This window comes from uncultured Tateyamaria sp. (assembly GCF_947496075.1).
In the GTDB taxonomy this organism is placed as follows: Bacteria; Pseudomonadota; Alphaproteobacteria; order Rhodobacterales; family Rhodobacteraceae; genus Tateyamaria.
On record NZ_CANMBJ010000006.1, the window covers coordinates 410,037 to 432,646 of the forward strand.

Genomic DNA, 22,610 nt, shown 5'->3' on the forward strand with positions numbered 1-22,610 from the left:
TGGTCCGAGTGTCCACTCCTGTCACGAACTGGCAGCAGTGCCCCTTGCATCAGGACACGTGCACAACAGATAAACGTGCATGGCCTACGCACACACCGATTCCTCCGAACCCGTCACCTATCTCGCCAACGCGGCCGAGGATGTTCGCAAGCGCCTCAAGCTCGAAGGCGGCAAGCAACTGGTGATGAACACAGAATTCCAGCCCGCAGGCGACCAGCCTACGGCGATCAAGGAATTGAGCGCAGGCGTCATGGGCGGCGACCGCGATCAAGTGCTCTTGGGCGCAACGGGCACCGGTAAAACCTACACCATGGCCAAGGTGATCGAGGAAACACAGCGCCCGGCCATCATCCTCGCGCCCAACAAGACCCTCGCGGCCCAGCTTTATGGCGAGTTCAAAGGGTTCTTTCCCGACAATGCCGTCGAATACTTCGTCAGCTACTACGACTACTACCAGCCCGAAGCTTACGTGGCGCGATCAGACACCTACATAGAAAAAGAAAGCCAGATCAACGAACAGATCGACCGTATGCGCCACTCGGCCACGCGGGCGCTGCTGGAACGCGACGACGTGATTATCGTGGCGTCCGTCTCGTGCATCTACGGCATCGGCAGCGTTGAGACCTACGGGGCGATGACGCAGGACCTCAAGGTGGGCAAGGAATACGACCAGCGACAGGTCATCGCGGATCTGGTGGCGCAACAATACAAACGCAACGACCACGCCTTCCAACGGGGCAGCTTCCGGGTGCGGGGCGACAGCCTCGAAATCTTCCCGGCCCACCTTGAAGACCGGGCATGGAAACTGTCCTTCTTCGGCGAAGAACTAGAAAACATCACCGAATTCGACCCGCTCACTGGCGAAAAATGCGACACGCTCGACCACATCCGGGTCTACGCCAACTCGCACTACGTGACCCCGAAGCCAACGATGAACCAGGCCATCATCGGCATCAAAAAAGAACTCAAGGTCCGGCTCGATCAACTGGTGGGCGAGGGCAAGCTGCTCGAAGCGCAACGGCTCGAACAACGGACCAACTTCGACCTTGAAATGCTCGAAGCCACCGGCGTCTGCAACGGCATCGAAAACTACTCGCGCTACCTCACGGGGCGCGCGCCCGGTGAACCGCCCCCCACCCTCTTTGAGTTCATCCCCGACAACGCCATCGTCTTTGCGGATGAAAGCCACGTCTCGGTCCCCCAGATCGGCGGCATGTACAAAGGCGACTATCGGCGCAAATTCACGCTGGCAGAACACGGCTTCCGCCTGCCGTCCTGCATGGACAACCGCCCCCTCAAGTTCGAGGAATGGGACGCCATGCGCCCCCAATCCGTCTTCGTCTCGGCCACCCCCGCAGCGTGGGAAATCGAACAGACCGGCGGTGTCTTCACCGAACAGGTCATCCGCCCCACTGGCCTTTTGGATCCGCCGGTCGAAATCCGCCCCGTTGAAATGCAGGTCGATGATCTGTTGGACGAGGTCCAGAAGGTCGCCAAGCAAGGCATGCGCACCCTCTGCACCACGCTCACAAAGCGCATGGCCGAGGATCTGACGGAATACATGCACGAACAGGGCATCCGCGTCCGCTACATGCACTCCGACATCGACACGCTCGAGCGGATCGAAATACTGCGCGACCTGCGGCTTGGCGCCTTCGACGTGCTGATCGGCATCAACCTGCTGCGCGAAGGGCTCGACATCCCCGAATGCGGTCTGGTCGCAATCCTGGATGCTGACAAGGAAGGGTTCCTGCGCTCCGAAACTTCCCTCGTCCAAACCATCGGCCGCGCCGCCCGGAACGCCGATGGCCGCGTGATCATGTACGCCGACAAGATCACCGGCTCGATGGAGCGTGCACTGGCCGAAACCAACCGCCGCCGCGCCAAGCAGGAAGCCTATAACAAAGAACACGGCATCACGCCCGAGACGGTGAAAAAGAACGTCGAGGATGTGCTGGCGGGTCTGTATCAAGGCGACACGGACATGAACCGCGTCACCGCCAAGATCGACAACCAGATGGCGGGTGGCAACCTGCAAGCGGTGCTCGACGGCCTCCGCGCCGACATGCGCAAGGCGGCTGAGAACCTGGAGTTCGAAGAAGCGGCGCGTTTGCGGGATGAGGTCAAACGGCTGGAAACGGTGGACTTGGTTGTGGCGGATGATCCGCTGGCGCGGCAATACGCGGTGGAAAAGGCCGTGGACGACGCGCAGAAGGCGTCGGGTCGGTCAACGGCGGGGCGGGCTGGTCAGCGGGGCGGGAATGTGAAGCGGCGGAAGAGGTAATTAACAGCCGACCAAAGAGTCTAAAACCGGGCTCTCGGGTATATCGAAAAAGTGGTCTGCGTACGGGTTGCGCACCCAATATAGCTTGTCTTCCCAAGGCATATGGCCAGCGGAGAAAAGAGTTGTTCCGAACAATACGCCTGCCACACCTTTTGCCCCCTCCATCAAAAATGGTTTTTCGACGACGCGTTTATCTTTTGGTGTGTCAGTTTCGCGAGCTATGCCGTGTTCCCCGGTGTCCAAATCAATTATACCTGTCGCTTTAAATGGTAGAAAAAGCCTCCAAATTGCATCGTCATGTGGAAGGTTGTCATGAACCATTCCGGGCTTGACCCCGCCGTTTCCAATCGCAATCAGATGAATGCGAGAAGTGAAGCCTGAGCTCTTGTGCTGTTGTAGCTGTAGCACCTTTGCTTTGAACGCATTGGACACCCTTAGGCTAATTTCGTTCCAATGCAAAAAAGAAGGATAGCCATCCCCCTTTTTGTGACCCATAGCTTCTATACCGCTTCTGTATTCGTAATTTGTTCTTGGAACTGAAAACGGTTTGCCTTCTTGACCCGGTGAGTAAGAAACGCATTCAACGGTAACATCTATTCCAAACAAACGTCCGACGAAGTCAGGGCCCTCATCTCCGCTTTCGTCACCAAACTCAAAACCCAAAGAACAAAGAGTGTCAGCGATCAGAAGTTCCCATGACCTTTGATGAAATTCCTTGTCTAGAAACCGGTTTAACCAACTCTCATCCAGCCATTGGTGGTGACGTTTGTACATTGAGTTGAGTCTTTTCCGTTTTTCGACATCTGGGCCCCAGTCTGATCGTCTGAGCGCGCAATACTCTTGTGATGGCCCTTCGTTTTCGAACAAATCAGTTTTTGATTTCACGCCAGCCTCAAGTTTTTTTCAATTCATAAATACACTTACGTGAATAAAATTGTGAAGTGCAATTGCCCGGCGGCACTGCCGGTCAGCGCCCGACCTCCCCCCGGAGGGCGCTATTGGCGAGGGTCTTCGCAACCCACCCGACTTCCACGCTTTGAGGCAATCACGCCGACCAAACCGATCAAAGCGCCCACCAGGTCGGTCGCTGCCCTCATCTCTTCAGACCAACCGTTTTCAAAACACCCCCGCCACTTCATACATCACCGGCTCGAACCGCGTGCACAGCCCCGCAATCTCCCGGTTCCGTTCCCGCATCTCCTCCGTTCGTAGCATCGCCTGAAAATCCTCGCGCCGTTGCCATTGCGAGTAATTGGCAATCCGCGTCTGCGCGTCGTTCACATGCAGCCCGGCGGCAATGAACCCCGGCTGGTGCGAGATGAAGTCAGCGTATGCCCCCTGCAACTTGTCCAGCAGGTCGGCACAGGTGCCGGGGGAACATTCGAACGTGGTGATGACGGTCTGGCAATTGGCGGCGGGATCAATTTTGAGCATCTGTCTCCTCCTACACATCCATCATAGCAGAAATTGGCACCGCACAAAAAAACGCGGCCTCCTTTCGGACGCCGCGCCAAATCTCAAACGGGTAGGGTGGGGCTTTATCCCACCATCCCCCTTACACCAGAGCGATGTTCACTGCGCTCTCGCGGCCGTCACGGCCGGATTCCAGGTCAAAAGTGACCTTCTGGTTGTCTGCCAGACCGGTCAGACCGGAACGCTCGACGGACGAGATGTGGACGAACACGTCCTTGTCGCCGCCATCAGGAGCGATGAAACCGAAACCTTTGGTGGTGTTGAACCATTTCACTGTGCCAGTGGCCATGTGATATCTTCCTTCAATTGATACCGCTCACAGGATGCAGCGGTCCGGCGTAGTCGTCATGATCGAGAGACTGCGTGCCGTGAGGAAAAACAGAACATCGAGTAGAATAGCTATGCGCGCCCGCCCTGACAGCTTCGGAGCCAAAGCACAAGCATTTTCGATTGTGCCTGACCGACGTGTCCAGGTGTGTACCAGGCCCAAAACTGCGCTACCATCATGCCATGCGTATTATTTTTCCTCTTATCTTTCTCACCACACCAGCCCTCGCATGGGAGTTCACACCAACCCCCATCTGCACCCTCTCACACACCGAACCGACGGTTGACATCGCGGTCACCTACGACCACGCCACCCGCCTCTATGCCATAGCGGTCACGAGCCCCGACGGCTGGCCCGACGCGGCAGCCTTCTCCATCCGCTTTGATGGCGCACAACCCAACACGATCTCGACAACGCGCCACAGCACAGAAGCGAATACACTCACGGTCACCGATGTGGGTTTTGGCAACGTGTTGGATGGGCTCGAATTCAACGCGACCGCCACCGCATTCACCCAGACGGCCGCTGTCACCGTCTCGCTGACAGGCGCTGCACCCGAAGTGCAGAAGTTCCGCGCTTGCACCACCGCGCCCGTCGCCTGACACGTCAGGAATACCCGACTACGGCGTAGTCCTTCGACGTGCTAAGATAGCTTCATATTTTCATAGCCCCGCAGACCATCGCGAGGCCCTCATTCAAGGGCTTTCAAATGGACCATATTGTTTTTGGATTTGCTTTTACTTTCGTGACAGCACTGGTTGTCATCGCAGGCGACTATGTGCTGAAACTGGCCGCCGACGGGAACCAACCCGTGTGGTCGGTCCTCGTCCTGCTCGGTGTCGCGCTTTATGGCGTATCGGCGTTTTTCTGGTTCTACGCCATGCAGCATGTCACGCTGGCGCAAGCGGGCGTGGCGTATTCCATGCTCACGCTTATCGCTCTGGCGCTGATCGGCGCGCTCCATTTCGGTGAAACGCTGCACGCCCGGGAGTATGCAGGTCTTGGCTGCGCCCTGTTGGCGATGGTCCTGATGAGCCGTCTGGCCTAGAAATCAAAGATGTCGCCCAACAAGTCGCCCATCCCCTTTTTGCGCCGACCACGACGCTGATCATACCGGCGATCGCCGCGGTCCTCATATCCACGGTCGTCATAGTCTCTGTCTGGTTGTGCGCGAGGGGCTTCGGGTGGTGGAGGGGGAGCGGAATAGGCGGCTGCGCGTTCGATGATCTTGTCCAGCTCACCCCGGTCCAGCCACACACCCCGACACTGCGGGCAATAGTCAATCTCGACCCCGCTGCGGTCGGTGATGACAAGGGGCGTTCCGTCGATAGGGCATTGCATGGGCGTCTCTCTCTCCAAATGGCTCTCACCCCATATAGGGTTGTCCGGTCCCCACTGCAGGACAGATTGGCGAAAAAAGGTGAATCCCTGATCCTAATCAATTGTTAACCATGTCTGGGCCACGGTCATTGCTTGTTAACAAAATAAGACAAACCCGTGATGCCCCTTCTGCTGACCCTCTTGTTGCTGGCGCTTGCGCCAGGCGCGCAGGCCGGTGCGTGGTTGCAAGAGCACAAGAAAGGCTTCTTGTCATATAGCGGGGTCTATGAAGAAACCGGGCGGCTCGACGGAACGCTTTATGCCGAATACGGACTGCGGCCCAAGCTCACACTTGGCGCCAAGGTCGACGTGGATATGACGCTGGGGCGTTTGGGCGAAGGCACAGCGTTTGTTTTCATGCGCAAACCAATTCCGACCGGTAAGCGGGACTACAAACTGGCCTACGATATAGGGATTGGCAGTACATTTGGCCTTGCCATGGACCCGTTGCTGCGCACCGGCCTCAGCTATGGGCGCGGGATCAGCCTGGGGGAGCGTCATGGCTGGGTGGCGATTGACGGTGCGGTCGAATGGGCGATCGACGAAGGTGCAAACACGCTGAAACTGGATTCAACTGTTGGCCTCGCGCTCAATGACAAGTTCAAGGTGATGATGCAGGTCTTTGTCACCAGCGCGGACGGGAACACATCTGCAACCCTTGCCCCATCGGTGATCTGGCAGCCCAAACCCGATGGGGCAAGTTTTGTCCTGGGCCTTGAGGACGAGGATGGAACCCTCGCCCTCAAACTGGGTATGTGGCGGTCCTTCTGACCGCCGCGACGGTCAGCCGCGGTCCATCCGAACGGTTGCCCTGACCGATCCACTCATATCTTCGCTGAACTCCAGCGTGAACGCGTCTTCGTTTGAACCGGCCCGCCCACGCGCGACAGGCGCTTCATAGCGTCGCTGGTTCGAACTGTTGCGCAAGTCGTCAGTCAGCGCGACAGAGTCCACGAACTGGCAATAGCTTTCAAAGGGCAGCTTATTGTCTGTCTCGATTGTCCAGATGCGGCTTGGCGTACTCTGGGTGTGTGCAATGACTTGCGGGTTTTCAGCACTTTCGCGCACGTTGTGGTACGAGTTCCCCTTGAACCAGACAGAACGGTTCCGATCATAGTCCAGGTCGGCAAAGCTGGTGTCGACGCGTTCTGCACGGTCAATCTGGCCATTGATGGACTGGAAGCGGTTTCCCGTCACCGTCACGCCATTCAGAAAATGGCCTGCCCCATGCGGTTTGATCACCAGATAGCTGAACCATGGCGCAACACTGCCCGACAGGAACACATTGTCCGTCATACTGAATGAGCTGAAGGAAAAGCCGGACGTGAACGCCGGAGTGGGGTCGCGCTCATTTGTCCATTCGATAAAGCAGTTGTCGACATAGTTCCCGGTGATCACGGTGGCCGTGTAGTTGTCCTGCAGGACCGCCCCTGCGGTGCGGACGCCATCCTGCACCCCATCGCCTTGGAAAAAGTGGTTGCCCTTGATCAGGTGGTTCCGACCAGCCAAAACCATGAAGTGACGGAAGCGCGTCGCGCGACAGTCGCGAATCTTTGCGTCGTTTGAATTGATGTTGAACCCGATGGTCGTGCGGTCCGAAACGTCGAGGGCATCTTCGGACGACAGGAACTGGCACCGATCCATCAGGAAACCCTGACACCCACCACCGATGGACGTAATGCCACGATCCTTTGGGCGGCTGACAAAACATTCCTGCAGTTCGAATGTCGCCCCGGCCGGGGCCAGCATGATACCGCTGCTTTTCCCGTTACACTGAAACTCGATGTTCGACATGTTGAACTTCGTCAGCTTTGAAAAGCCACCAAAGTCGATCAGGTAGTCAAACCGCTCAAAGGTGAAGGTCTGCGTCCCGTCGGCGTCAAAAAGTGGCGCGTTCAGGGTCAGGGTGCCTGCTCCCACGTTCTTGCTTCGAACATAGACTTCGCGACCCACACCATTGCCTGTGACAAGCGCGCCGACCGGCACGTTCGCGATGTTGATCACGTTGCTCAACGTGCGGCTATCGGACGAGCTATAGGTGGCCTGACTTGTAACCGTTTCGCTGCCCCAATCATCGCCCAGCGCCTCGAACTGGCCGTTCCGGATCACACGGCGCGTGTTGTATTGATCGCGGTTCGGGACGGCGGCCTGCATGTCGATGGGTCCGAACACCGCAATGCGGCGCCCACCCATATCCAGGCTTTCGTGGTCGACGCCATTCAAAAGGGCCTGGAACGCTTTTTTGAAAGCCAGAGCCTCGTCGCCAAAGGCCTCAATGTAGGTCGGCAGATCATAGCTTTTGCGCAACAGGAGCTCCCTGTCGTCGGGCATGCTCAGCGTGCCTTCAAACTTGACCAACTCGTCCAGCGTCACGTCATTCTCAAGCCGGAACACGCCCTCTGGAACCAGGATCGTCCGGCCGTTGGCTGCCGCGTTAGCCGCGTCAAAGGCTGCACTGTCATCTGTCGTGCCATCGCCGATGGCACCAAAGTCGCGGACGTCCACAACGGACATGATGTCCCGCAGGAAAATGGACGTGATGTCTTCGATCACAATGTCATCAATGCGGACAATGCCACCGTTAGGACCGGTCAGGTCTAAGCCGAAATACCCATAAACTGCGTCGGCTCCCAACACCAGATCCACGCCGGATCGGTTGCCCGCGCCAATGATCGCTGAGACCTCGACCACTTCGCCATAGTTGGTGAGGGTCACGCTGTCCCCGACAGTATCAACACCGGGCACTGCGGTCCCATTCGCCAGCGCTGCATAGCCCGCAACCTGCACTGATGGCAGGCTGCCACTGATGGCCTTCAGGCGGACGGTCACACGCAGGTAGCAACCGGGCAGCAGAGGGGTTTCGCCCATGTACCGAACACGGGTGGTGTTCGATGCTTTTTGCAATTCAAGACAACCGCCAAAATCCTGATCCGCCGGTACAAACGCCGCGTTGGGCGCGTTCTGGTAGGTGTCAGAGCCCGGCGTGCCATCGCCGCTCGACCAGACATCCAAACCGTTCGCAAAGGCTGGGGGCATCAGCAGCACGCCATCAGTAATTGCCTTGTTCATCCATTCATCCCTTTTCCGCAGGGGGCCGAAGCAGCCCATGTCACGCAGTCAACCTGAACCCAACCGGAAGGCCCGGCTGTCACGGGCAAGGGAAGTATCAACAACGGGTTAACGGGGGCCGACAGGACCGTGCGGCGCAGCGGGCTCATGCGCAACGCGGCACCCAATTGTTACAGCAGCTCACATCCATTGCACCGGGGCTGGCATGGCGGTTGGGCGGTCACAACCTATATTGGTGCAAGTGCAGCAAAGCTCTTTGCAACCGCAGCGAGGTGGACCATGCCAAAACAATCCCGTCCCAAGGTTGTCATCATCGGCGCAGGCTTCGGGGGCCTGGCCGCGGCCCGTGCGCTGAAACGCGCGCCGGTCGACATCAAGATCATCGATCGTCGGAACTATCACCTGTTCCAGCCCTTGCTTTATCAGGTGGCCACGGCTGACCTGTCACCAGCATACGTGGCGTGGCCCATACGTGGGATTTTTTCAGGGCAAAAGAATGTGTCTGTGGCGCTGACCGAAGTGCTGGATGTGGACAAGACCAGCCAACATGTCATCACCGGGGAGGGGCAGTTCGACTATGACCATCTGATCGTCGCCTCGGGTGCGCATCACTCCTATTTCGGGCGGGACGAATGGGAAAGGCACGCCCCCGGCCTCAAACGGATCATCGATGCAACCGAGATCCGCAAACAGGTGCTTATGGCCTTTGAACGGGCCGAGATTTCGAACTCGGACTCCGAACAACGTCGCCAACTGACCTTTGTGGTTGTCGGCGGCGGCCCCACCGGGGTCGAAATGGCCGGTGCAATTGCCGAACTGGCAAACCATGCGCTTGCGGCAGACTTCCATCGCATCAACTCGCGTGATGCCCGCATCATCCTGATCGAAGCAGGCCCACGTGTGCTTGGTACCTTCCCGGAAAACCTCTCCAACAAGGCGCACACGTCACTCGAAAAACTGGGGGTCGAGGTGATGGTCAACACCCGTGTTGAAGACATCACCGAAGCGGGCGTACAGCTATCTGACACCTTCATTCCATCGGCCTGCAAGGTCTGGGGGGCCGGAGTTGCGGTGAAAAACGTGGGGCGGTGGCTTGATGCGCCGACAGATCGCACCGGTCGTGTGGCCGTGACCGACACTCTCTGCCTGCCGGACCACCCAAATGTCTACGTGATCGGGGACGCCGCCCAAGTCCCCTGGAAAGACGGCCTTGACGTGCCTGGTATCGCACCGGCTGCTAAGCAGGGCGGCAAATACGTTGGCAAACGGATCGCCGCGCTGGCCAAAGGCCAGCCGCATGACAGGCCCTTCCGCTACCGACACGCTGGCAATCTGGCCACCATCGGACGGCACGCGGCAGTCATCGACTTTGGTAAACTGCAACTCTCGGGCTTCGTGGCGTGGTGGCTGTGGGGGATCGCGCATATCTACTTCCTGATCGGTGTGCGCAACCCGATCTTCGTCGCAATGAATTGGTTCTGGTCCTACCTCACCTTCTCGAAGGGGGCGCGGCTGATCACCGGACTAAGCCCGCTACACGAGGATCATGATACCGAACCGGAGGAGCCGGTGCGTGCAACCGAGTAGCAGCAGTCTGGCGTTGCGAGCAAAGCCAAAGTGATTTGCGACGGCATGCGTGATAGTTCTCTCCAAGGAGGACGTGGACATACGTGAACCGATCACGGCGATGTGCTTGATTGCACTGGCGAGCGTCACGCAGGCCGACGAACGACCAGCCACCATTGAAGACGAGTTGGGTATTCTCAATCCGCAGGACACAGGCCGGAAAATGCTGACCCGCAAGATCGAGATGGGCGTCATCCGTTCAGTGACCTGCTCTCTGGGCATCAATGTCACCAAGAATGACAATCATGAGCTTGCGCGCGAACTCACCAGGAAATGCGCCGAAGCCGGGTACACGAAGGCAATGACCTGGATGAGCCAGCTTGAGAACAATGGCCTGGGCGGCGACTACAACCCGGATGCCTCTGCGGAATGGGACCGCCGAGCCGCCGAAGCAGGCGACCCGGTCGGGCGGTTCAACCACGGGCTCAACCTCATGCGCGGTCACGGCATTGCCCAGAACGAAGCCTTGGGCCGGCGCTATGTCGATCAGGCGGCAGAAGACGGGTTGGAAATCGCCAAACGTCTGCAAGGCGCCGACTATGATCTGGACGAGGTGACGCCAGACGCGGACAACTGGAAATACGCGCCGCTTTTCTAACGGCGCTGCTCAGGTGATGTTAGGAAACACCAGCAGAAATCTCGGGATCAGGCTGCCCTGACCATGTGAATACCCACGTGTCCCCCTGCCGGACATTCTGGATCATGTGTGGGCGAAACGCGGCAAGGCACGCCCCACCGGAGCGACGCACCGAAGGAAACAGAAACCCGTTCGACCCCGCAGCCATGTATCGGGCCGCCAAACGCTGGCCCGCTGGATACCCAATAATGGGATCGGGGTGTAATTCGGTCTCCAGATCGGCCCCGTTCAGATCGTGAAACTCGGTGGCAAACGATGCGTTCAGCTCGCGATAGGCCGTCACGTTATCATATACACCCGTGGCATGCAGTTCCTGCGTCAGGTGCCACCCAACCTCTGACTGCGCCGTCTCGACCCGATCCTCGCCCCAGGTCGCATACCACGCGCCGCGCTCTGGTCCGCTGAAACGGTTCCCGGTCTCCCGCGTGTAGCAAAATGCAGCGTTGATATAGGTCCAGCCATAGCCGTGATGTGCGGTTACCAACTCGTCAGGGTGAACTCCCGCTGGAATGAACCCGGGCAGGCCGCGGCGCGACGATGACCGACCCTCCAGTTCTGCAAGAAAGGCAAGATCATCGTCGTCATCGGCCAGGGGGGCCAGTGCAGGCTCATCGATATATGCGGTCGAGATCAGGCGCGTTGTCGTGGCTTCGACAAAGGGGCGCAACTGAAGGTCAGATACATCTCTCACACGCCGCCCCGCAGCGCATCGATGTGGCGTCGAACAGACATCATCGCGGGGATGCCCCCTGCGATCATCCGATCAATCGGGGCCTGCCCGGCAAAGGCCAGACCGGCGTTTGGCTGCTTTGGCCAACCCGCCTCCAGCGGTCCGTTGAACAGTAGGCGCAGTCCCTTGAAAATGCCGATCAACAGGCTCGCGCGCATCATCTTGTCCTGATCAAGATTGCCCTTAAAGGCTCCCGCTTTCATCCGGCTCCACGTGGCCGTGGGTACATCAAACAAGGCGGCCGCTTCGGCATTGGTCAGGGACCACGCCTCTGCAACCCGCACGATGGCTTTGACCACCGTGGCAATCCGCTGCGGGTCGCTCAGCGGGGCGATGATTTGCGGGTGCTCAACATGTTGCGCGGCATGGATCATATCGGTATCCTCAAAAGATACAGTAATACTTATCATATGATAAGATTATTTTCAAGTGCCGCTATAGTTTGTGGGATGAACGGGTCGAGATCATGCAAAAGGACCCAAATACCCTGATTGAACCCACGATGGGGCCCGGTGTCACGCGCTCACGCCAGGCGCATCCAAAAGCTGGACGCCGCTGATCTTCCAGCCATCCCCGGTTTCGACCATGCTGTAGGCCAGAAAATGCGTCACCCCGTCTGCATCCTCTATCCGAACGGTCTGAATGTACCCCCCGGCCTCTTCGCGCAGGTCCAAATAGGTCACATCAGCCGGGCGCCACACCATAGGATAGCCTTGTGTCACCATGCGGCCGAAATTCTCTGGCGTGCGGAAAATGCCGCGGATCGACGGCGCGGCAAAGGTGAAGGCCTGTGCGAAATCATCCGCTTTGAAGGCTTCGATCTGGCTGGAAATAACCCCCTCGATCTCGGTTCCCTGCGCCATCGCAGCTCCGGCAAGGCCAACGGCAAAAACCATTCCCATCATCCACTTGCGCATTTCTCATCTCCCCTCGGTTTTAAAAAAAACCTAGAACGGCATGGAAATTGGGCAATGCCGGGGAGCGAACAACAGCAAGCGTGCTGCCGCCGTGCGGCTTCCACACACAAAAACCTACATCAGCAAGGAACCTTCAAATGCCTTCAAACAGGGGCGCACGGAGAGCATCGCATCAGGGCCGTGGCGTGCCAGTTCCGGGAAAAGGTCGACAAGCTCTGCGTGGCAGCCTCTTTCAGCATCGGTGATGTGATCCCCGACAAAAAAGCTTTCCAGCAGGGCATTGCCAGAAAACACAATTTCATGCTGCTCGAACATGAAATGGACATACGTCACCGTCGCGCAGGGTTCCCGGAAAATCTGGTCGCCATCACACAGATGCTTCGCGGCGCACAAAACCTCGCGTGAGTGAAACAGCAACTCGCATTTCCAGCCGGACAAAAGCACGCGATGCTGGGGCGACAGCCTCAGTGCCTGGCTGTTTCCGATACTGCCGGGCCGGAAATGTATCGGTGCGTTTGAGCCAAGCCCGTTGACCGTCCGCTTTCCAAGCCATTTGATCGGTTGCGACCCGCGATCCAGCGTCATGACGCAGTCCCCCACCGTCAGATGCTCGACAGGCACATCGCCATTGGGCGTCCTGATCGGCGTGCCTGCGGCAAAGCAGGCAACCGTGACACTCCCGATGTTCAGATAGACAAAGCTGCGCCCGTTGGGCAGCGTGACATTGCCGCCCGCTGATCCGGGAAAGAAAGGCGTGAATGTCGACCCTTCGGGCAAGATCATAGAATCTGTGCCGGTCCCACCTTCGACAAAGGTCGTGTTCAGACCGGCAAAGATAACGTCGTCACCCTCGCCACCGTTCAGGTTCCCGCTTCCATCCTCGCCAAAAAGCGTGTCGTTCCCTTCGCCCCCGCTGAGGTTGTTGTTGCCGCCCCCACCCGACAGCACGTCGTCACCCTCGCCACCATCAATGTTATTGCTTCCGACACCGCCTATCAGGGTGTCGTTCCCTTCTCCTCCGCGGATGCCTCCACCAAGACTGCCGTCATCCGTAAAGATGTCATCGCCGCTGCCACCGGTGTAGCCCGACGCGTTCAGCCCAACTGAGCCGCTGGCATCGCTGTTACCATCATTGCCGACAAACTCCACGAACTGGCTGAATGATCCGGACGTGAGGTCAGAGTCGGAATAGGTGGTGGTGATGCCGGACGCTGTGTCTTCGAAGCTGATTGAGCTGCCCGTCAGGGTGATGTTGATTGTGCTGCTGATGCCCGACGCGTCGATCGTGCTGTCCTGGCCAATGTCCAAGGCCGTCCAGAAAGCGGCATTGGTGATGTCAGAGTCCGTGATCGTTAAGAAAACAGGCATGTAGCACCTCATGGTGTTGCCAAGAAGCCGACTGGCGCGCCAGACGCGCCTTTCACATGTTAGAGTGGTTCAATTCTTTGCCTCTAATTCAACCAGAGCAAGAACCAAAGGCAAGGGCTATACGTTTGCGCGAATTCCCACCGAAACCTGACCCAATACGCACGATGTGCAATCGTGTGATCACGACCAAGCCCGGGCAAATCGGTACAGTCGCCCTCTACGCCCAACTTCGGTACGCCCAGCTTCGGTACGCGCGGCGCAGACGCGTTCAAAGCGCCGCGCACCCCGCACGAAAATCAACATACCCGCCAAGACCATTTCAGGATGCCGAGACGCAATTTATGCAAGACGGCAAGAACCGGCTGGCATTCGTTCGCACTTTCGGCTGCCGCGTGCCAAGCATGCCTTCAACGGTGGTGTGTACACCCTAACTTCTGTCAAAGTGGCATTGCGCGAGACAAAAACGGATGAGACCATGATCGAACTCAAGTTTGATGGGGATGTCACCGGTGAAAGGCGGGCCGTTTTCGAACGATCCGCACAGCGTTGGGATCAGGTTGTGAATACCGGCTTCGATCCGATCGACATCGACGGCGACATCTTGACTGGCGTACGTATTGACGTGTCGATCCAACCCATCGACGGCGCAAACGGCGTTCTGGGTCAGGCGGGCCCGACCATCTTGCGGCAGGGCAATGAATTGCCCCTTGCCGGGATCATGGAGTTTGACCGGGCCGATGTCGCCACCCTTGAGGCCGGAGGCCGTTTCGAAGATGTCATACTCCATGAAATGGCCCACGTTCTGGGCTTTGGAACGCTATGGAGCAGAAAAAACCTGCTCCAAGGAACGGGGACAATGGACCCCCGGTTTATCGGTGCCTCATCCGCAAGGGAATTTGCGGCCCTTGATCCGCAGGGCGGCAGTGCCGTCCCTGTTTCAAACACCGGTGGCGCGGGCACCCGCGAAAGCCATTGGCGTGAGTTGGTGTTCGGTGACGAGCTGTTGACCGGGTTCCTGTCAGGCAGCGAACGCCCGCTCAGTCGGCTGTCGGTCGCCTCGTTCGAGGATCTTGGCTACGAGGTGGACTACAGCAGCGCGGACCCGTTCGATCTGCCCGATTTCCGGGCCCTTGCCATGATGGGGATCACCGAGGCTGTTCGGATTTGCGACCTGTGCAGAATGGGACGAACCGAACCGGTTGTGCATGGCATGACGTCCGGCTGACGGATTGACTGCCTTCACACGGAATCTCCGATGCTCGGACCAGCGGCTTTGGGCGCAGGTGTCGATCACTTGTCCAAGGTCTGCTGCTGCACCATCGGGAAAACGATCATCTAAAAACCTTCTCGAACCAGGCTCGGGTCGCATCGTTGGCTGGTAGCAAAGTCTCGATACGCAGATCGTCAAGGGTTGCGTCGGCACTCATGCCAATCGTTGCTATGAGAGAGAACAGCTCCAAAACGTAATTGTCGATTTGAAACTTGATCGTGAGCACGGGCGCATTTGGACGTGTTGCCGGTGTGTCCAGCAGCGGCTGCACACCCTCGATAGCCCTGAGCTCGGCCTGTAACGCATGGGCCTCTGTGTCATGAGGGCGGCGCGCAGCTTCCAGTTCCAACATCCGCAAGAGGGCGCGCGCTGTCTCATCCCAGTTCACGATGCAATCGCGGACGTTTCCCGGTGCCAAAATTTCTCGCAATAGATTGGGATCGCCCCGCCCCCCGATGAGCGCAAAGAACCTTTGGGCTGGCTCATTGGCTTTGACCAGGTTCCAAATCCGGTCAATCGACACAGCCGGGTAAGGCGCATGACCTTGCAGAACGTGGTCGATCGACATGTCTACGGCTTTCTGAGCGTCATCATCCCAACCGTTCCGCGACGACTGTGCCGCAAAACCGGCAGACAAGAGCATTGCGTCGATCTCGGCGGCGGGCATCTCAAGCGTGTCGGCAAGCTGCGCGATGGCAAAGCGGCTTGGATTGGACCGCCCGGTTTCTAGAAAACTGATGTGCCGTTGTGACATTCCAGACTGCAATGACAGCTCAAGCTGGCTCAATCTGCGCCGGTGCCGCCAGCTCTTTAGGAAACCCGGAAATGCCGGTGCACTTATGGTCTGACTATGGCTCATACCCAAACATGCCAGAGGCAGGCAGGCAGGTCGATTACCTGCGACGTAATTGAACGGCCTCGTACAATGATGAGGTTTGTCAGCGCACACCCTCTGACGAGAAAGATTGTACCATGGACACCTCAAAGACTGCCCGTACCTTCCTCGGGCTCAACTCGATATTCGCAATTTTGATAGGTGCCGACTTGCTGATTGCACCCGGCTATGCCGCCGAACTTCTGTTTGCCCAGCCCGCGCGGTGGCACATCATTTCGTTGCGTGCATTGGGCGTAGGTCTCGCGCTCTTTGGGATGTGTCTGCTGTTGATGACAAGAAACCGGTTTCTGACGAAAGGACAGGTCGTTTTCATTTCCATACTGGATTTTGGATGGGTTTTGGCCAGCGCTGTCGCGTTGATCGTCTATGGCGCGATTTTTACGGCTTTTGGCAAGGCTGTGATCGTTGTGGTTGCCGGTGTCGTGGCCGTATTTGCCATTGGGCAGTTGGTTGGCGCGCGCAAGATCGTTCCCGGTCTGAGCGATGCTTCAGTCACAACTTCCGGCGGCCAAATCCGCGCCAAAGTAAGCCGAGTGGTCAAGGCGCCGGTGGATGTCGTTTGGAAAGTGATGAACGACCATCCGGGCTATGCGGACGTCGCCGACAATCTTTCAAAAGTTGAGGTCGTAAAAGGTGACGGCATGGGAATGCAGCGTGTCTGCTATGGGCCCAAGGGCGAGAACTGGCTGGAAACCTGCAATCTTTTTAAGGAAGGGCGCGTGTATGGATTCCGGGTTCACACCGAGGCCGAGGATTATCCCTATCCCATATCCGATCTGCATGGCGCATGGTCGGTTGAGCAAAACGGCATCGGGGCAAAGTTCGCGATTGACATCAAGGCTACGCCCAAGGGTAACGTCTTGGTTCGAACCTTGTTCAAATTGGCCGCCAGGCGGCAATTCAAAGTCATCCTTGCTGATCTGGCAGAGGGTTGGGCCGCCCGGATGGAACGTGAGGCGCGAAGTTAGCTTGTGGATTGACGTGGAGGGGGTTCGAGCTCACTTTGACCAATGCTGCAGTTCGTCTCAACGACTTCAAGTTGTCCATAGCTGGCCTACATCTGATGTTTGAGGCACCGTATTCGTTACAGTGACTCGACATCGTGCCCAGTAAATGGGGTCCCACTCACTTGGCCATTCCTATGGTCATGCGCCTCCAAGTCAGATGCCTGCGCACGAAAAATCAGGGACAATACCTGATCTGCTGATGAATGTCTCTGTCGCGTGACCGGCAAACAGGCCGTGATCACGCACCAAGACGGTCTTGAACCCAGCAACCGCACCGCCCAAAATATCCGTGTGCAGTGTATCGCCGACCATTGCGATGCGCTGCGGGTGGATCCCGGTAAGGCGGCTTTTGGCGTCTTCAAACGCGTTGGTGTAAGGCTTTCCAAAATACACGGGCGCGATGGTGAGGTCATCTGCCAATTGGTGGGCGTAGTACCCCGGCTCTTTACTCAGCCCCGTTTCTCGCGGCGCAACGAGGTCTGGATTGGCAACTACAACGGGCCGTTTGCGATGCCTTATTGCGGTGCTGACGGAGGCGAGTAAGTCTGCATCCAATGCGGCGCTTGAGAGAAAGAGAAAGCCGTCAACCTCCTGACCGGACCAATGTTCGACTTTTGCCGGGATGTCCATGAACCGATCTTCTGGTGCGGCGATTGCCCCCCAGCTGCCAACCGGAAGAACCTCTTTCAGACGAGACGCAGCAACGTCGCGGCTTGAAACCACCTCGTCAGGGGCGAAATCGAAGCCGAGGGCGCGATAGCGCTGCACTGCCGTCTCACGAGTGTAGCTTGCGGCATTGGTGAGAACTATCAGATGTTTACCGCGCGCCCGGAGCTGCTCCAGGCAGGCGACCGCGCCAGGGATCGCCGCCTCGCCGACGTTCAATACGCCAAAGCTGTCCAGCACGAAGGCGTCGAACATATCCGCAATCTCCAGGAGGCCGGAACACTGCGTTGTCCCGGAAGGAAATGCAGCACGTGGCATGCGGTGCCGGATGGCTTCATATCGATCAAAGGCGTCTTGCGTATCCCAGATTTCGCTATAGCTCATTCAGATCAAACCGTATTGCTGCGCCTTGCCGTGCAAAAACGGCAGACCTTGACCAATCACGGCGTCCGCGCTTTCAGCAACAGGCCGCCAAACAGAAAGCCCATAACCGATCTCTGGTGGCATGTTGATGAAGCTTTCCATGGCAAGGCCGCCTTTGAAATTGATCGCGGCAAGCGTGGCGAAAATCTCGTCCCAGTCACATGTACCCTGTCCAGGCGTACCGCGGTCGGATTCAGACAAGTGGATGTACTTCAGGTGGGCGCGCCCAGCGATGATGCCGTTGCCCGCGCCCTTCTCCTCGATATTCATATGGTATGTGTCGAGGTGCAGGAACATATTCGGCGCACCGATCCGCTCAATCATCGTGACCCCTTGCGCCGCTGTATTGATCAGGTGGGTCTCATAGCGATTGACCGGTTCAATGCCAAAGGCCAACCCATGGTCCTTTGCGTATTTTGCAGCTGCCTCAAGCACGGTGGCCACATTGTCCAATTCTTGAACGGTCGGCGGGCTTCCCGAACGCTCCCCGATGCCGCCATAGGTGACACCGCTTAGTGCTTCGGCTCCCAAACCCGCGGCTTTCTTGATCGCGAGTTTGAGGAAGTCGATGGCGCCTGTCGGATTGTGTGAGGCCCAAACCTCTTGCGGCAGACCGAGAGAGCAAACAGCAGGCAGTTCAGCTTTTTCGAGCAGGTCGCGCCCAAGTGCTGCATCGGTTGAGGCCGGATCAAGCAAGGCTATTTCAATGAAGTCCATACCGGATGCCTTCGCGGCTGAAATCGCCCGACTGGCACCCTCGGCGTCCCACGTCATGGTCCACATGCTGGTATGTACGCCAAAACCCTTCATACGCTCGAATATCCGCCTTCAATCATCATAAGCGCGCCATTGACCAGATCAGACGCAGGTGAGGCGAGGTAAAGCGCCATGTCGGCGATCTCGACCGGCTCACCAAAACGGCCCAGAGGTGTCGCCGCGATCATCGGGCCAGATTTTTGGGGCGGGCTCCAGATCTCACGGCCCATGTCGGTCAGAACCACGGTTGGACAGATCGCGTTGACTTGAATGTTGTGCGGGGCAAGCTCCGTCATCAGGGACTTGGTCAGTGCGTTTAATCCGCCCTTGGACGATGCATAGGCTGCATGATCAGGCAGCGCGATAACCCCGGTCTGGGACGAGATATTAATAATCTTGCCCGCACCTGCCGCAATCATGCCGGGGGCGACCCCCTTGGACAAAAGGAAAGGGGCGCGCAGGTTGATGGCCATGGTGCGGTCCCAATCTACCGGATCGAAATCAAGGACCGGTCCAACCACGGCGATACCCGCCGAATTGACCAGAATATCGACAGTATCATGCAATGCGTGCGCTTTGGCGATCAGGGTGTTGCATTGCTCGACCGTAGCGATATCGGCCGGTATCGTGGCGCAGCCGGTTTCTATTGCAAGCGCATCCAAACGCTCAACAGATTGCCCAGTTGCAATGACCTTGGCACCAGCTTGCGAGAAAACGCGAACAATCTCGGCCCCGATTCCGGACGAGGCCCCGGTCACCAATGCAACCTTCCCCGCAATCGAAAACCTGTCCTGCCACGTCATCGGCTACTCCAGATTCGTGTGGTTGCCGCGCATTGCATCCGCGCTCAGGTCCAGGTTGTCCCGCAGATGCAGGATAACCATTTCAAAAAACAGGAATTGCGCCGCCTCAAAAAGGGATCCCATCGGCAAAACGGATTGCTGGCTGGTCCGGTCGTTCGCCATGGTCTGCGCGTCCAGATGCACGATGTGATCAACGGAGAGCGGGGCCGTTCCGCCCGGGGTTGCCGTGACGCACATGGTGGCCGCGTCGGCTGCCTTGGCAACGCCGATCAGCCCATCGACGGTCGAAAACCCACCCGGGCCCGCGCTTACAATAAGCAAATCTCCGCGGCCCAAGGGTGGTGTTGTCATATCGCCTACAACATGGGCATCTAAGCCCAAATGAAACAATCGCATCGCGAGAGATTTCATCATCAACCCTTCGCGCCCGACACCGTACAATGCGATCCGTTTCGCCGCCAGGATGGGTACTGCCATCCCTATGACCTGCTGCGGGATGGCGCGATCCAGCACAGCCCCAACTTCGGCAATGGCGGTGGCGGCTGTGGTCTTCAAGTTCATAGATCAGCCACCAAATCACCTGTTGTCAAACTCGGCAAGACTGCAGCAAAGGCCGCCTCGGTCTGACCAATGTCGTGCAACAGATCAAAAATCGTATAGCGGCGGCGAATGAATGCAGCGGCCTGCATGGTGGCGCGCAAATGGTCAGGTGAAACGCCAATCTGTGCGCCATAGGCTGGCGCACCAGCCCGTTGCAGCATCTCGGCCATTGTGTCGTGGCGGTACAGGTGGGCAGACAGTCGATCCCGCAAGGACGGCCAGCTATGGCGCAGTGTTTTCAGCCTTGCTGCGTGAACATCCCGTGACGCATGTTTCGCGGCAAGCTCCGCCTTTGCTTTCTCGGCGATTTTAGGATCCGCGATTGCTTCCGAAAGGTGCGCCTCGCGGGTCGCGAGATCAGGGGCTCGGCTCAGAACGCCTTCGATGTTGAGCGCGCCCAGATCATGCTCCAACAACCAATCGAAGAGGGCGAGCGACACAACGCAACCGACAGAAACCGCGGCTCCGTGGCTGACCTTCTGGCCTTGATGGCTGTGCCCCTCCATCTCCCACATATGCGCGATCTGGTGATCGGCCCCAGATGCCGGGCGGGAGCTTCCATGCGCCTCCATCGCAAACCCTACCGCCGTAAGACCGGTAAACAGGCGCGCAACGCTGTCGCGGTCGCCGGATTTGACACCGTCAGGCCCGCTCAACCAACCTGAGAGATGATCCTGCACCAACGGCCAGGCGACGTCATCAATGGGCTCGATCCCCAGGGCGTCTGCCAAAATCCAATCACCGCCTGCCGGCACCTTGCCCGCAAGATCGCCATACCCCCAGCCGTTCATGTCAGCAGGGGCGGTGGCGATGATGTCGAAATCCGCAAGCATGGCAATTGGCGGGCGGGTTGGGATCGTCACTTTGAACCCGTTCTCCGCCAAAGGCGACCCCGCGCTGGTATAGCCGTCCATGGAGGCCGCAGTTGCGGCCGACACATAGCGGCGGTCTGACCGGTAGGCGGCGTATTTGACCAAATCGTTGATGACCCCGGACCCGACGGAGACCGGGAAAAGATCGGGGTCATCGGCAAGCATCGCCCGAAACGGCTCGGCCTCCTCCACGGAGGCTTTCGGCAAGGGCGTAACCGGCAAGACGTGCGTTTGAACCGCGAACCCTGCGGCTTCAAGTGACCTGACAACAGGGCGGCCAGCGGCCTCAAACCCCGCTTCATCGGCGCAAACAAGAACGCGCGGCATCGCGGTCATCCGCCGGACCAGTGCGCCTGATTGATCCAATATGCCTGCGCCCACCACAACTTCATCTGTCACTTCTGAGCGCGCGACGGCGGGCGCGATCAAACTGTCCATCTGGGACGTCCATGTGGTCATGGGCAGTTCCTCATCTCAGGGTGCGTCCGTGGGCGTCAAAATGGTGCAGCCGGTTCTCGCGGAATGTCATGTGAACATGATCCCCGGCATTCAACATGTCCTCGCCATCGGTCTTCACGACAATCTGCGTGTCGTTCTGGGTCATCACATAAAGGTAGCTCTCGCTCCCCAGCTTCTCCTTCACTCGGATCGTGCCGGGAATCCCGGTGTCGCCAAGCTGAATATGTTCTGGCCGGATGCCGACCTTGACTGCATCTGCAGGCGCGTCACCTGCATCGCCCAAACCCTGGCCAATTGGGAAAATGTTCATTGCAGGTGATCCGATGAACCCTGCAACGAATTCTGAGGCGGGGGTGTGATAAAGCTCCATGGGCGATCCGACCTGTTCAATCCGACCCGCGTTCAGCACAACAATTTGGTCGGCCATGGTCATCGCCTCAACCTGATCATGCGTCACGTAGATCATGGTCGCATCAAGCTCCTTGTGCAGCGCCTCAAGCTCAATGCGCATCTGCACCCTCAGTTTGGCGTCCAGATTAGAAAGCGGCTCATCGAACAGAAACACCTTGGGGTTTTTCACGATAGAACGACCAATCGCCACCCGCTGTCGCTGGCCGCCAGACAACTGACCCGGCTTTCGGTCAAGCAATTCAGACAGTTGCAGAATGCGGGCGGCCTCTTCAATACGGGTCTTGCGTTCGGCTGCGGGAAGGCCGTTGACCTTCATGCCGAACTCCATGTTCGCGCGTACCGTCATATGCGGATAAAGCGCGTAAGACTGGAAGACCATCGACAGATCGCGGTCCGCGGGTTCAAGATCAGTGACGTCCTTTCCGTCGATCTTAATCGTCCCGTCACTCACCGATTCGAGACCCGCTATGGTGCGCAGCAGGGTGGACTTGCCGCAGCCTGAGGGGCCAACAAAGACGACGAACGCGCCATCTGCCACCGATAGGGACACGTCCTTCAACGCATGCAAGGCACTGTAATACTTATTGATTTTTTCAAGTTGTACAGTGGCCAAGCCCATAATCCTTCTATGCAGCC

At 58.0% G+C, this 22,610-nt stretch carries 24 protein-coding genes; 8 read left to right on the top strand and 16 right to left on the bottom strand.

The genetic code is table 11. The features are described 5' to 3' along the window. Positions 1-79: 79 nt before the first annotated feature. A complete protein-coding gene (gene uvrB / locus Q1A51_RS20875) occupies positions 80-2,284 on the top strand; it encodes an excinuclease ABC subunit UvrB (protein WP_299602007.1) in 2,205 nt (734 codons plus the stop codon). On the opposite strand, the gene Q1A51_RS20880 is transcribed toward uvrB, so the two are convergent. The 3 genes from Q1A51_RS20880 to Q1A51_RS20890 form a co-directional block, all read right to left on the bottom strand. Further along, positions 2,285-3,058, bottom strand: coding sequence for a hypothetical protein (locus Q1A51_RS20880; protein WP_299671505.1), 774 nt, complete (start codon positions 3,056-3,058; stop codon positions 2,285-2,287). A gap of 342 nt (positions 3,059-3,400) precedes the next feature. Continuing rightward, entirely contained in the window at positions 3,401-3,718 is a 318-nt protein-coding gene (locus tag Q1A51_RS20885) for an antibiotic biosynthesis monooxygenase (RefSeq protein WP_299602013.1), read from the bottom strand. A 121-nt stretch (positions 3,719-3,839) separates the two neighbouring features. Further along, positions 3,840-4,046: a cold-shock protein gene (locus Q1A51_RS20890; RefSeq protein WP_299208486.1), complete on the bottom strand. Its 207-nt coding sequence runs from the start codon at positions 4,044-4,046 to the stop codon at positions 3,840-3,842. A 221-nt stretch (positions 4,047-4,267) separates the two neighbouring features. Here Q1A51_RS20890 and Q1A51_RS20895 point away from each other — a divergent pair, with 221 nt between their 5' ends. Both Q1A51_RS20895 and Q1A51_RS20900 read left to right on the top strand, forming a co-directional pair. Continuing rightward, positions 4,268-4,687 (top strand): hypothetical protein, encoded by a 420-nt coding sequence (locus Q1A51_RS20895; protein WP_299602016.1) that lies wholly within the window; start codon positions 4,268-4,270, stop codon positions 4,685-4,687. Between the two features lie 107 nt (positions 4,688-4,794). Further along, positions 4,795-5,133: a DMT family transporter gene (locus Q1A51_RS20900; RefSeq protein WP_299208490.1), complete on the top strand. Its 339-nt coding sequence runs from the start codon at positions 4,795-4,797 to the stop codon at positions 5,131-5,133. Here Q1A51_RS20900 and Q1A51_RS20905 read toward each other — a convergent pair. After that, positions 5,130-5,426 carry a zf-TFIIB domain-containing protein gene (locus tag Q1A51_RS20905; protein ID WP_299602021.1) on the bottom strand — a complete coding sequence of 99 codons (297 nt, stop codon included), beginning with the start codon at positions 5,424-5,426 and terminating at the stop codon, positions 5,130-5,132. The genes Q1A51_RS20900 and Q1A51_RS20905 overlap by 4 nt on opposite strands. A gap of 159 nt (positions 5,427-5,585) precedes the next feature. Here Q1A51_RS20905 and Q1A51_RS20910 point away from each other — a divergent pair, with 159 nt between their 5' ends. Then, positions 5,586-6,236, top strand: coding sequence for a hypothetical protein (locus Q1A51_RS20910; RefSeq protein WP_299602024.1), 651 nt, complete (start codon positions 5,586-5,588; stop codon positions 6,234-6,236). Positions 6,237-6,248: 12 nt separating this feature from the next. Here Q1A51_RS20910 and Q1A51_RS20915 read toward each other — a convergent pair whose 3' ends face one another. After that, complete coding sequence (locus tag Q1A51_RS20915; protein WP_299602027.1) at positions 6,249-8,534, bottom strand: glycosyl hydrolase family 28-related protein; 2,286 nt, start codon at positions 8,532-8,534, stop codon at positions 6,249-6,251. 279 nt (positions 8,535-8,813) lie between these two features. Here Q1A51_RS20915 and Q1A51_RS20920 point away from each other — a divergent pair, with 279 nt between their 5' ends. Then, positions 8,814-10,121 carry an NAD(P)/FAD-dependent oxidoreductase gene (locus Q1A51_RS20920; protein ID WP_299602030.1) on the top strand — a complete coding sequence of 436 codons (1,308 nt, stop codon included), beginning with the start codon at positions 8,814-8,816 and terminating at the stop codon, positions 10,119-10,121. A gap of 49 nt (positions 10,122-10,170) precedes the next feature. Next, entirely contained in the window at positions 10,171-10,758 is a 588-nt protein-coding gene (locus tag Q1A51_RS20925) for a sel1 repeat family protein (RefSeq protein WP_299602032.1), read from the top strand. Positions 10,759-10,777: 19 nt separating this feature from the next. Here the strand turns inward: Q1A51_RS20925 and Q1A51_RS20930 are convergent, their stop codons facing one another. The 4 genes from Q1A51_RS20930 to Q1A51_RS20945 all read right to left on the bottom strand — a co-directional run bounded on the left by Q1A51_RS20930 (position 10,778) and on the right by Q1A51_RS20945 (position 13,812). Further along, complete coding sequence (locus Q1A51_RS20930; protein ID WP_299602035.1) at positions 10,778-11,488, bottom strand: RES family NAD+ phosphorylase; 711 nt, start codon at positions 11,486-11,488, stop codon at positions 10,778-10,780. Further along, complete coding sequence (locus Q1A51_RS20935) at positions 11,485-11,901, bottom strand: antitoxin Xre-like helix-turn-helix domain-containing protein (RefSeq protein WP_299602038.1); 417 nt, start codon at positions 11,899-11,901, stop codon at positions 11,485-11,487. The genes Q1A51_RS20930 and Q1A51_RS20935 overlap by 4 nt, the downstream gene beginning before the upstream one ends. Positions 11,902-12,042: 141 nt before the next feature. Then, positions 12,043-12,444, bottom strand: coding sequence for a DUF4864 domain-containing protein (locus Q1A51_RS20940; protein ID WP_299602041.1), 402 nt, complete (start codon positions 12,442-12,444; stop codon positions 12,043-12,045). A gap of 114 nt (positions 12,445-12,558) precedes the next feature. Beyond that, positions 12,559-13,812 (bottom strand): Hint domain-containing protein, encoded by a 1,254-nt coding sequence (locus Q1A51_RS20945; RefSeq protein WP_299602044.1) that lies wholly within the window; start codon positions 13,810-13,812, stop codon positions 12,559-12,561. 475 nt (positions 13,813-14,287) lie between these two features. Here Q1A51_RS20945 and Q1A51_RS20950 point away from each other — a divergent pair, with 475 nt between their 5' ends. Continuing rightward, complete coding sequence (locus Q1A51_RS20950; protein ID WP_299602047.1) at positions 14,288-15,037, top strand: leishmanolysin-related zinc metalloendopeptidase; 750 nt, start codon at positions 14,288-14,290, stop codon at positions 15,035-15,037. A 106-nt stretch (positions 15,038-15,143) separates the two neighbouring features. On the opposite strand, the gene Q1A51_RS20955 is transcribed toward Q1A51_RS20950, so the two are convergent. Beyond that, positions 15,144-15,941 carry a helix-turn-helix transcriptional regulator gene (locus Q1A51_RS20955; RefSeq protein WP_299602051.1) on the bottom strand — a complete coding sequence of 266 codons (798 nt, stop codon included), beginning with the start codon at positions 15,939-15,941 and terminating at the stop codon, positions 15,144-15,146. Positions 15,942-16,054: 113 nt separating this feature from the next. On the opposite strand from Q1A51_RS20955, the gene Q1A51_RS20960 reads away from it, so the two are divergent. Further along, positions 16,055-16,945, top strand: coding sequence for an SRPBCC family protein (locus Q1A51_RS20960; RefSeq protein ID WP_299602054.1), 891 nt, complete (start codon positions 16,055-16,057; stop codon positions 16,943-16,945). A 192-nt stretch (positions 16,946-17,137) separates the two neighbouring features. Here Q1A51_RS20960 and Q1A51_RS20965 read toward each other — a convergent pair whose 3' ends face one another. Genes Q1A51_RS20965 through ugpC form a run of 6 tightly spaced genes read right to left on the bottom strand, consistent with a single transcriptional unit; the run spans position 17,138 to position 22,587 of the window. After that, positions 17,138-18,034, bottom strand: a complete 897-nt coding sequence (locus tag Q1A51_RS20965; protein WP_299602057.1) for an HAD family hydrolase — start codon at positions 18,032-18,034, stop codon at positions 17,138-17,140. Continuing rightward, positions 18,035-18,847 (bottom strand): sugar phosphate isomerase/epimerase family protein, encoded by an 813-nt coding sequence (locus tag Q1A51_RS20970; RefSeq protein WP_299602060.1) that lies wholly within the window; start codon positions 18,845-18,847, stop codon positions 18,035-18,037. A gap of 32 nt (positions 18,848-18,879) precedes the next feature. Continuing rightward, entirely contained in the window at positions 18,880-19,632 is a 753-nt protein-coding gene (locus Q1A51_RS20975) for an SDR family oxidoreductase (protein WP_299602063.1), read from the bottom strand. 3 nt (positions 19,633-19,635) lie between these two features. After that, entirely contained in the window at positions 19,636-20,193 is a 558-nt protein-coding gene (locus Q1A51_RS20980; protein ID WP_299602066.1) for a 6-phospho-3-hexuloisomerase, read from the bottom strand. Then, complete coding sequence (locus tag Q1A51_RS20985; protein ID WP_299602069.1) at positions 20,190-21,563, bottom strand: sn-glycerol-1-phosphate dehydrogenase; 1,374 nt, start codon at positions 21,561-21,563, stop codon at positions 20,190-20,192. Before Q1A51_RS20985 ends, Q1A51_RS20980 begins: the two co-directional genes overlap by 4 nt. Positions 21,564-21,573: 10 nt before the next feature. After that, positions 21,574-22,587 (bottom strand): sn-glycerol-3-phosphate ABC transporter ATP-binding protein UgpC, encoded by a 1,014-nt coding sequence (gene ugpC, locus Q1A51_RS20990; RefSeq protein WP_299602072.1) that lies wholly within the window; start codon positions 22,585-22,587, stop codon positions 21,574-21,576. Positions 22,588-22,610 lie beyond the last annotated feature (23 nt).

What these genes read in the sequence shown, in the direction of transcription:
- Q1A51_RS20880 (WP_299671505.1), bottom strand. Translation starts at nt 3,058, where the DNA reads ATGTACAAACGTCACCACCAATGGCTGGATGAGAGTTGGTTAAACCGG.
- Q1A51_RS20950 (WP_299602047.1), top strand. Translation starts at nt 14,288, where the DNA reads ATGATCGAACTCAAGTTTGATGGGGATGTCACCGGTGAAAGGCGGGCC.
- Q1A51_RS20885 (WP_299602013.1), bottom strand. Translation starts at nt 3,718, where the DNA reads ATGCTCAAAATTGATCCCGCCGCCAATTGCCAGACCGTCATCACCACG.
- Q1A51_RS20915 (WP_299602027.1), bottom strand. Translation starts at nt 8,534, where the DNA reads ATGAACAAGGCAATTACTGATGGCGTGCTGCTGATGCCCCCAGCCTTT.
- Q1A51_RS20895 (WP_299602016.1), top strand. Translation starts at nt 4,268, where the DNA reads ATGCGTATTATTTTTCCTCTTATCTTTCTCACCACACCAGCCCTCGCA.
- Q1A51_RS20905 (WP_299602021.1), bottom strand. Translation starts at nt 5,426, where the DNA reads ATGCAATGCCCTATCGACGGAACGCCCCTTGTCATCACCGACCGCAGC.
- Q1A51_RS20890 (WP_299208486.1), bottom strand. Translation starts at nt 4,046, where the DNA reads ATGGCCACTGGCACAGTGAAATGGTTCAACACCACCAAAGGTTTCGGT.
- Q1A51_RS20900 (WP_299208490.1), top strand. Translation starts at nt 4,795, where the DNA reads ATGGACCATATTGTTTTTGGATTTGCTTTTACTTTCGTGACAGCACTG.
- uvrB (WP_299602007.1), top strand. Translation starts at nt 80, where the DNA reads ATGGCCTACGCACACACCGATTCCTCCGAACCCGTCACCTATCTCGCC.
- Q1A51_RS20935 (WP_299602038.1), bottom strand. Translation starts at nt 11,901, where the DNA reads ATGATCCATGCCGCGCAACATGTTGAGCACCCGCAAATCATCGCCCCG.
- Q1A51_RS20910 (WP_299602024.1), top strand. Translation starts at nt 5,586, where the DNA reads ATGCCCCTTCTGCTGACCCTCTTGTTGCTGGCGCTTGCGCCAGGCGCG.
- Q1A51_RS20960 (WP_299602054.1), top strand. Translation starts at nt 16,055, where the DNA reads ATGGACACCTCAAAGACTGCCCGTACCTTCCTCGGGCTCAACTCGATA.
- Q1A51_RS20985 (WP_299602069.1), bottom strand. Translation starts at nt 21,563, where the DNA reads ATGACCACATGGACGTCCCAGATGGACAGTTTGATCGCGCCCGCCGTC.
- Q1A51_RS20980 (WP_299602066.1), bottom strand. Translation starts at nt 20,193, where the DNA reads ATGAACTTGAAGACCACAGCCGCCACCGCCATTGCCGAAGTTGGGGCT.
- Q1A51_RS20920 (WP_299602030.1), top strand. Translation starts at nt 8,814, where the DNA reads ATGCCAAAACAATCCCGTCCCAAGGTTGTCATCATCGGCGCAGGCTTC.
- Q1A51_RS20975 (WP_299602063.1), bottom strand. Translation starts at nt 19,632, where the DNA reads ATGACGTGGCAGGACAGGTTTTCGATTGCGGGGAAGGTTGCATTGGTG.
- Q1A51_RS20945 (WP_299602044.1), bottom strand. Translation starts at nt 13,812, where the DNA reads ATGCCTGTTTTCTTAACGATCACGGACTCTGACATCACCAATGCCGCT.
- Q1A51_RS20970 (WP_299602060.1), bottom strand. Translation starts at nt 18,847, where the DNA reads ATGACGTGGGACGCCGAGGGTGCCAGTCGGGCGATTTCAGCCGCGAAG.
- Q1A51_RS20940 (WP_299602041.1), bottom strand. Translation starts at nt 12,444, where the DNA reads ATGCGCAAGTGGATGATGGGAATGGTTTTTGCCGTTGGCCTTGCCGGA.
- Q1A51_RS20955 (WP_299602051.1), bottom strand. Translation starts at nt 15,941, where the DNA reads ATGAGCCATAGTCAGACCATAAGTGCACCGGCATTTCCGGGTTTCCTA.
- Q1A51_RS20965 (WP_299602057.1), bottom strand. Translation starts at nt 18,034, where the DNA reads ATGAGCTATAGCGAAATCTGGGATACGCAAGACGCCTTTGATCGATAT.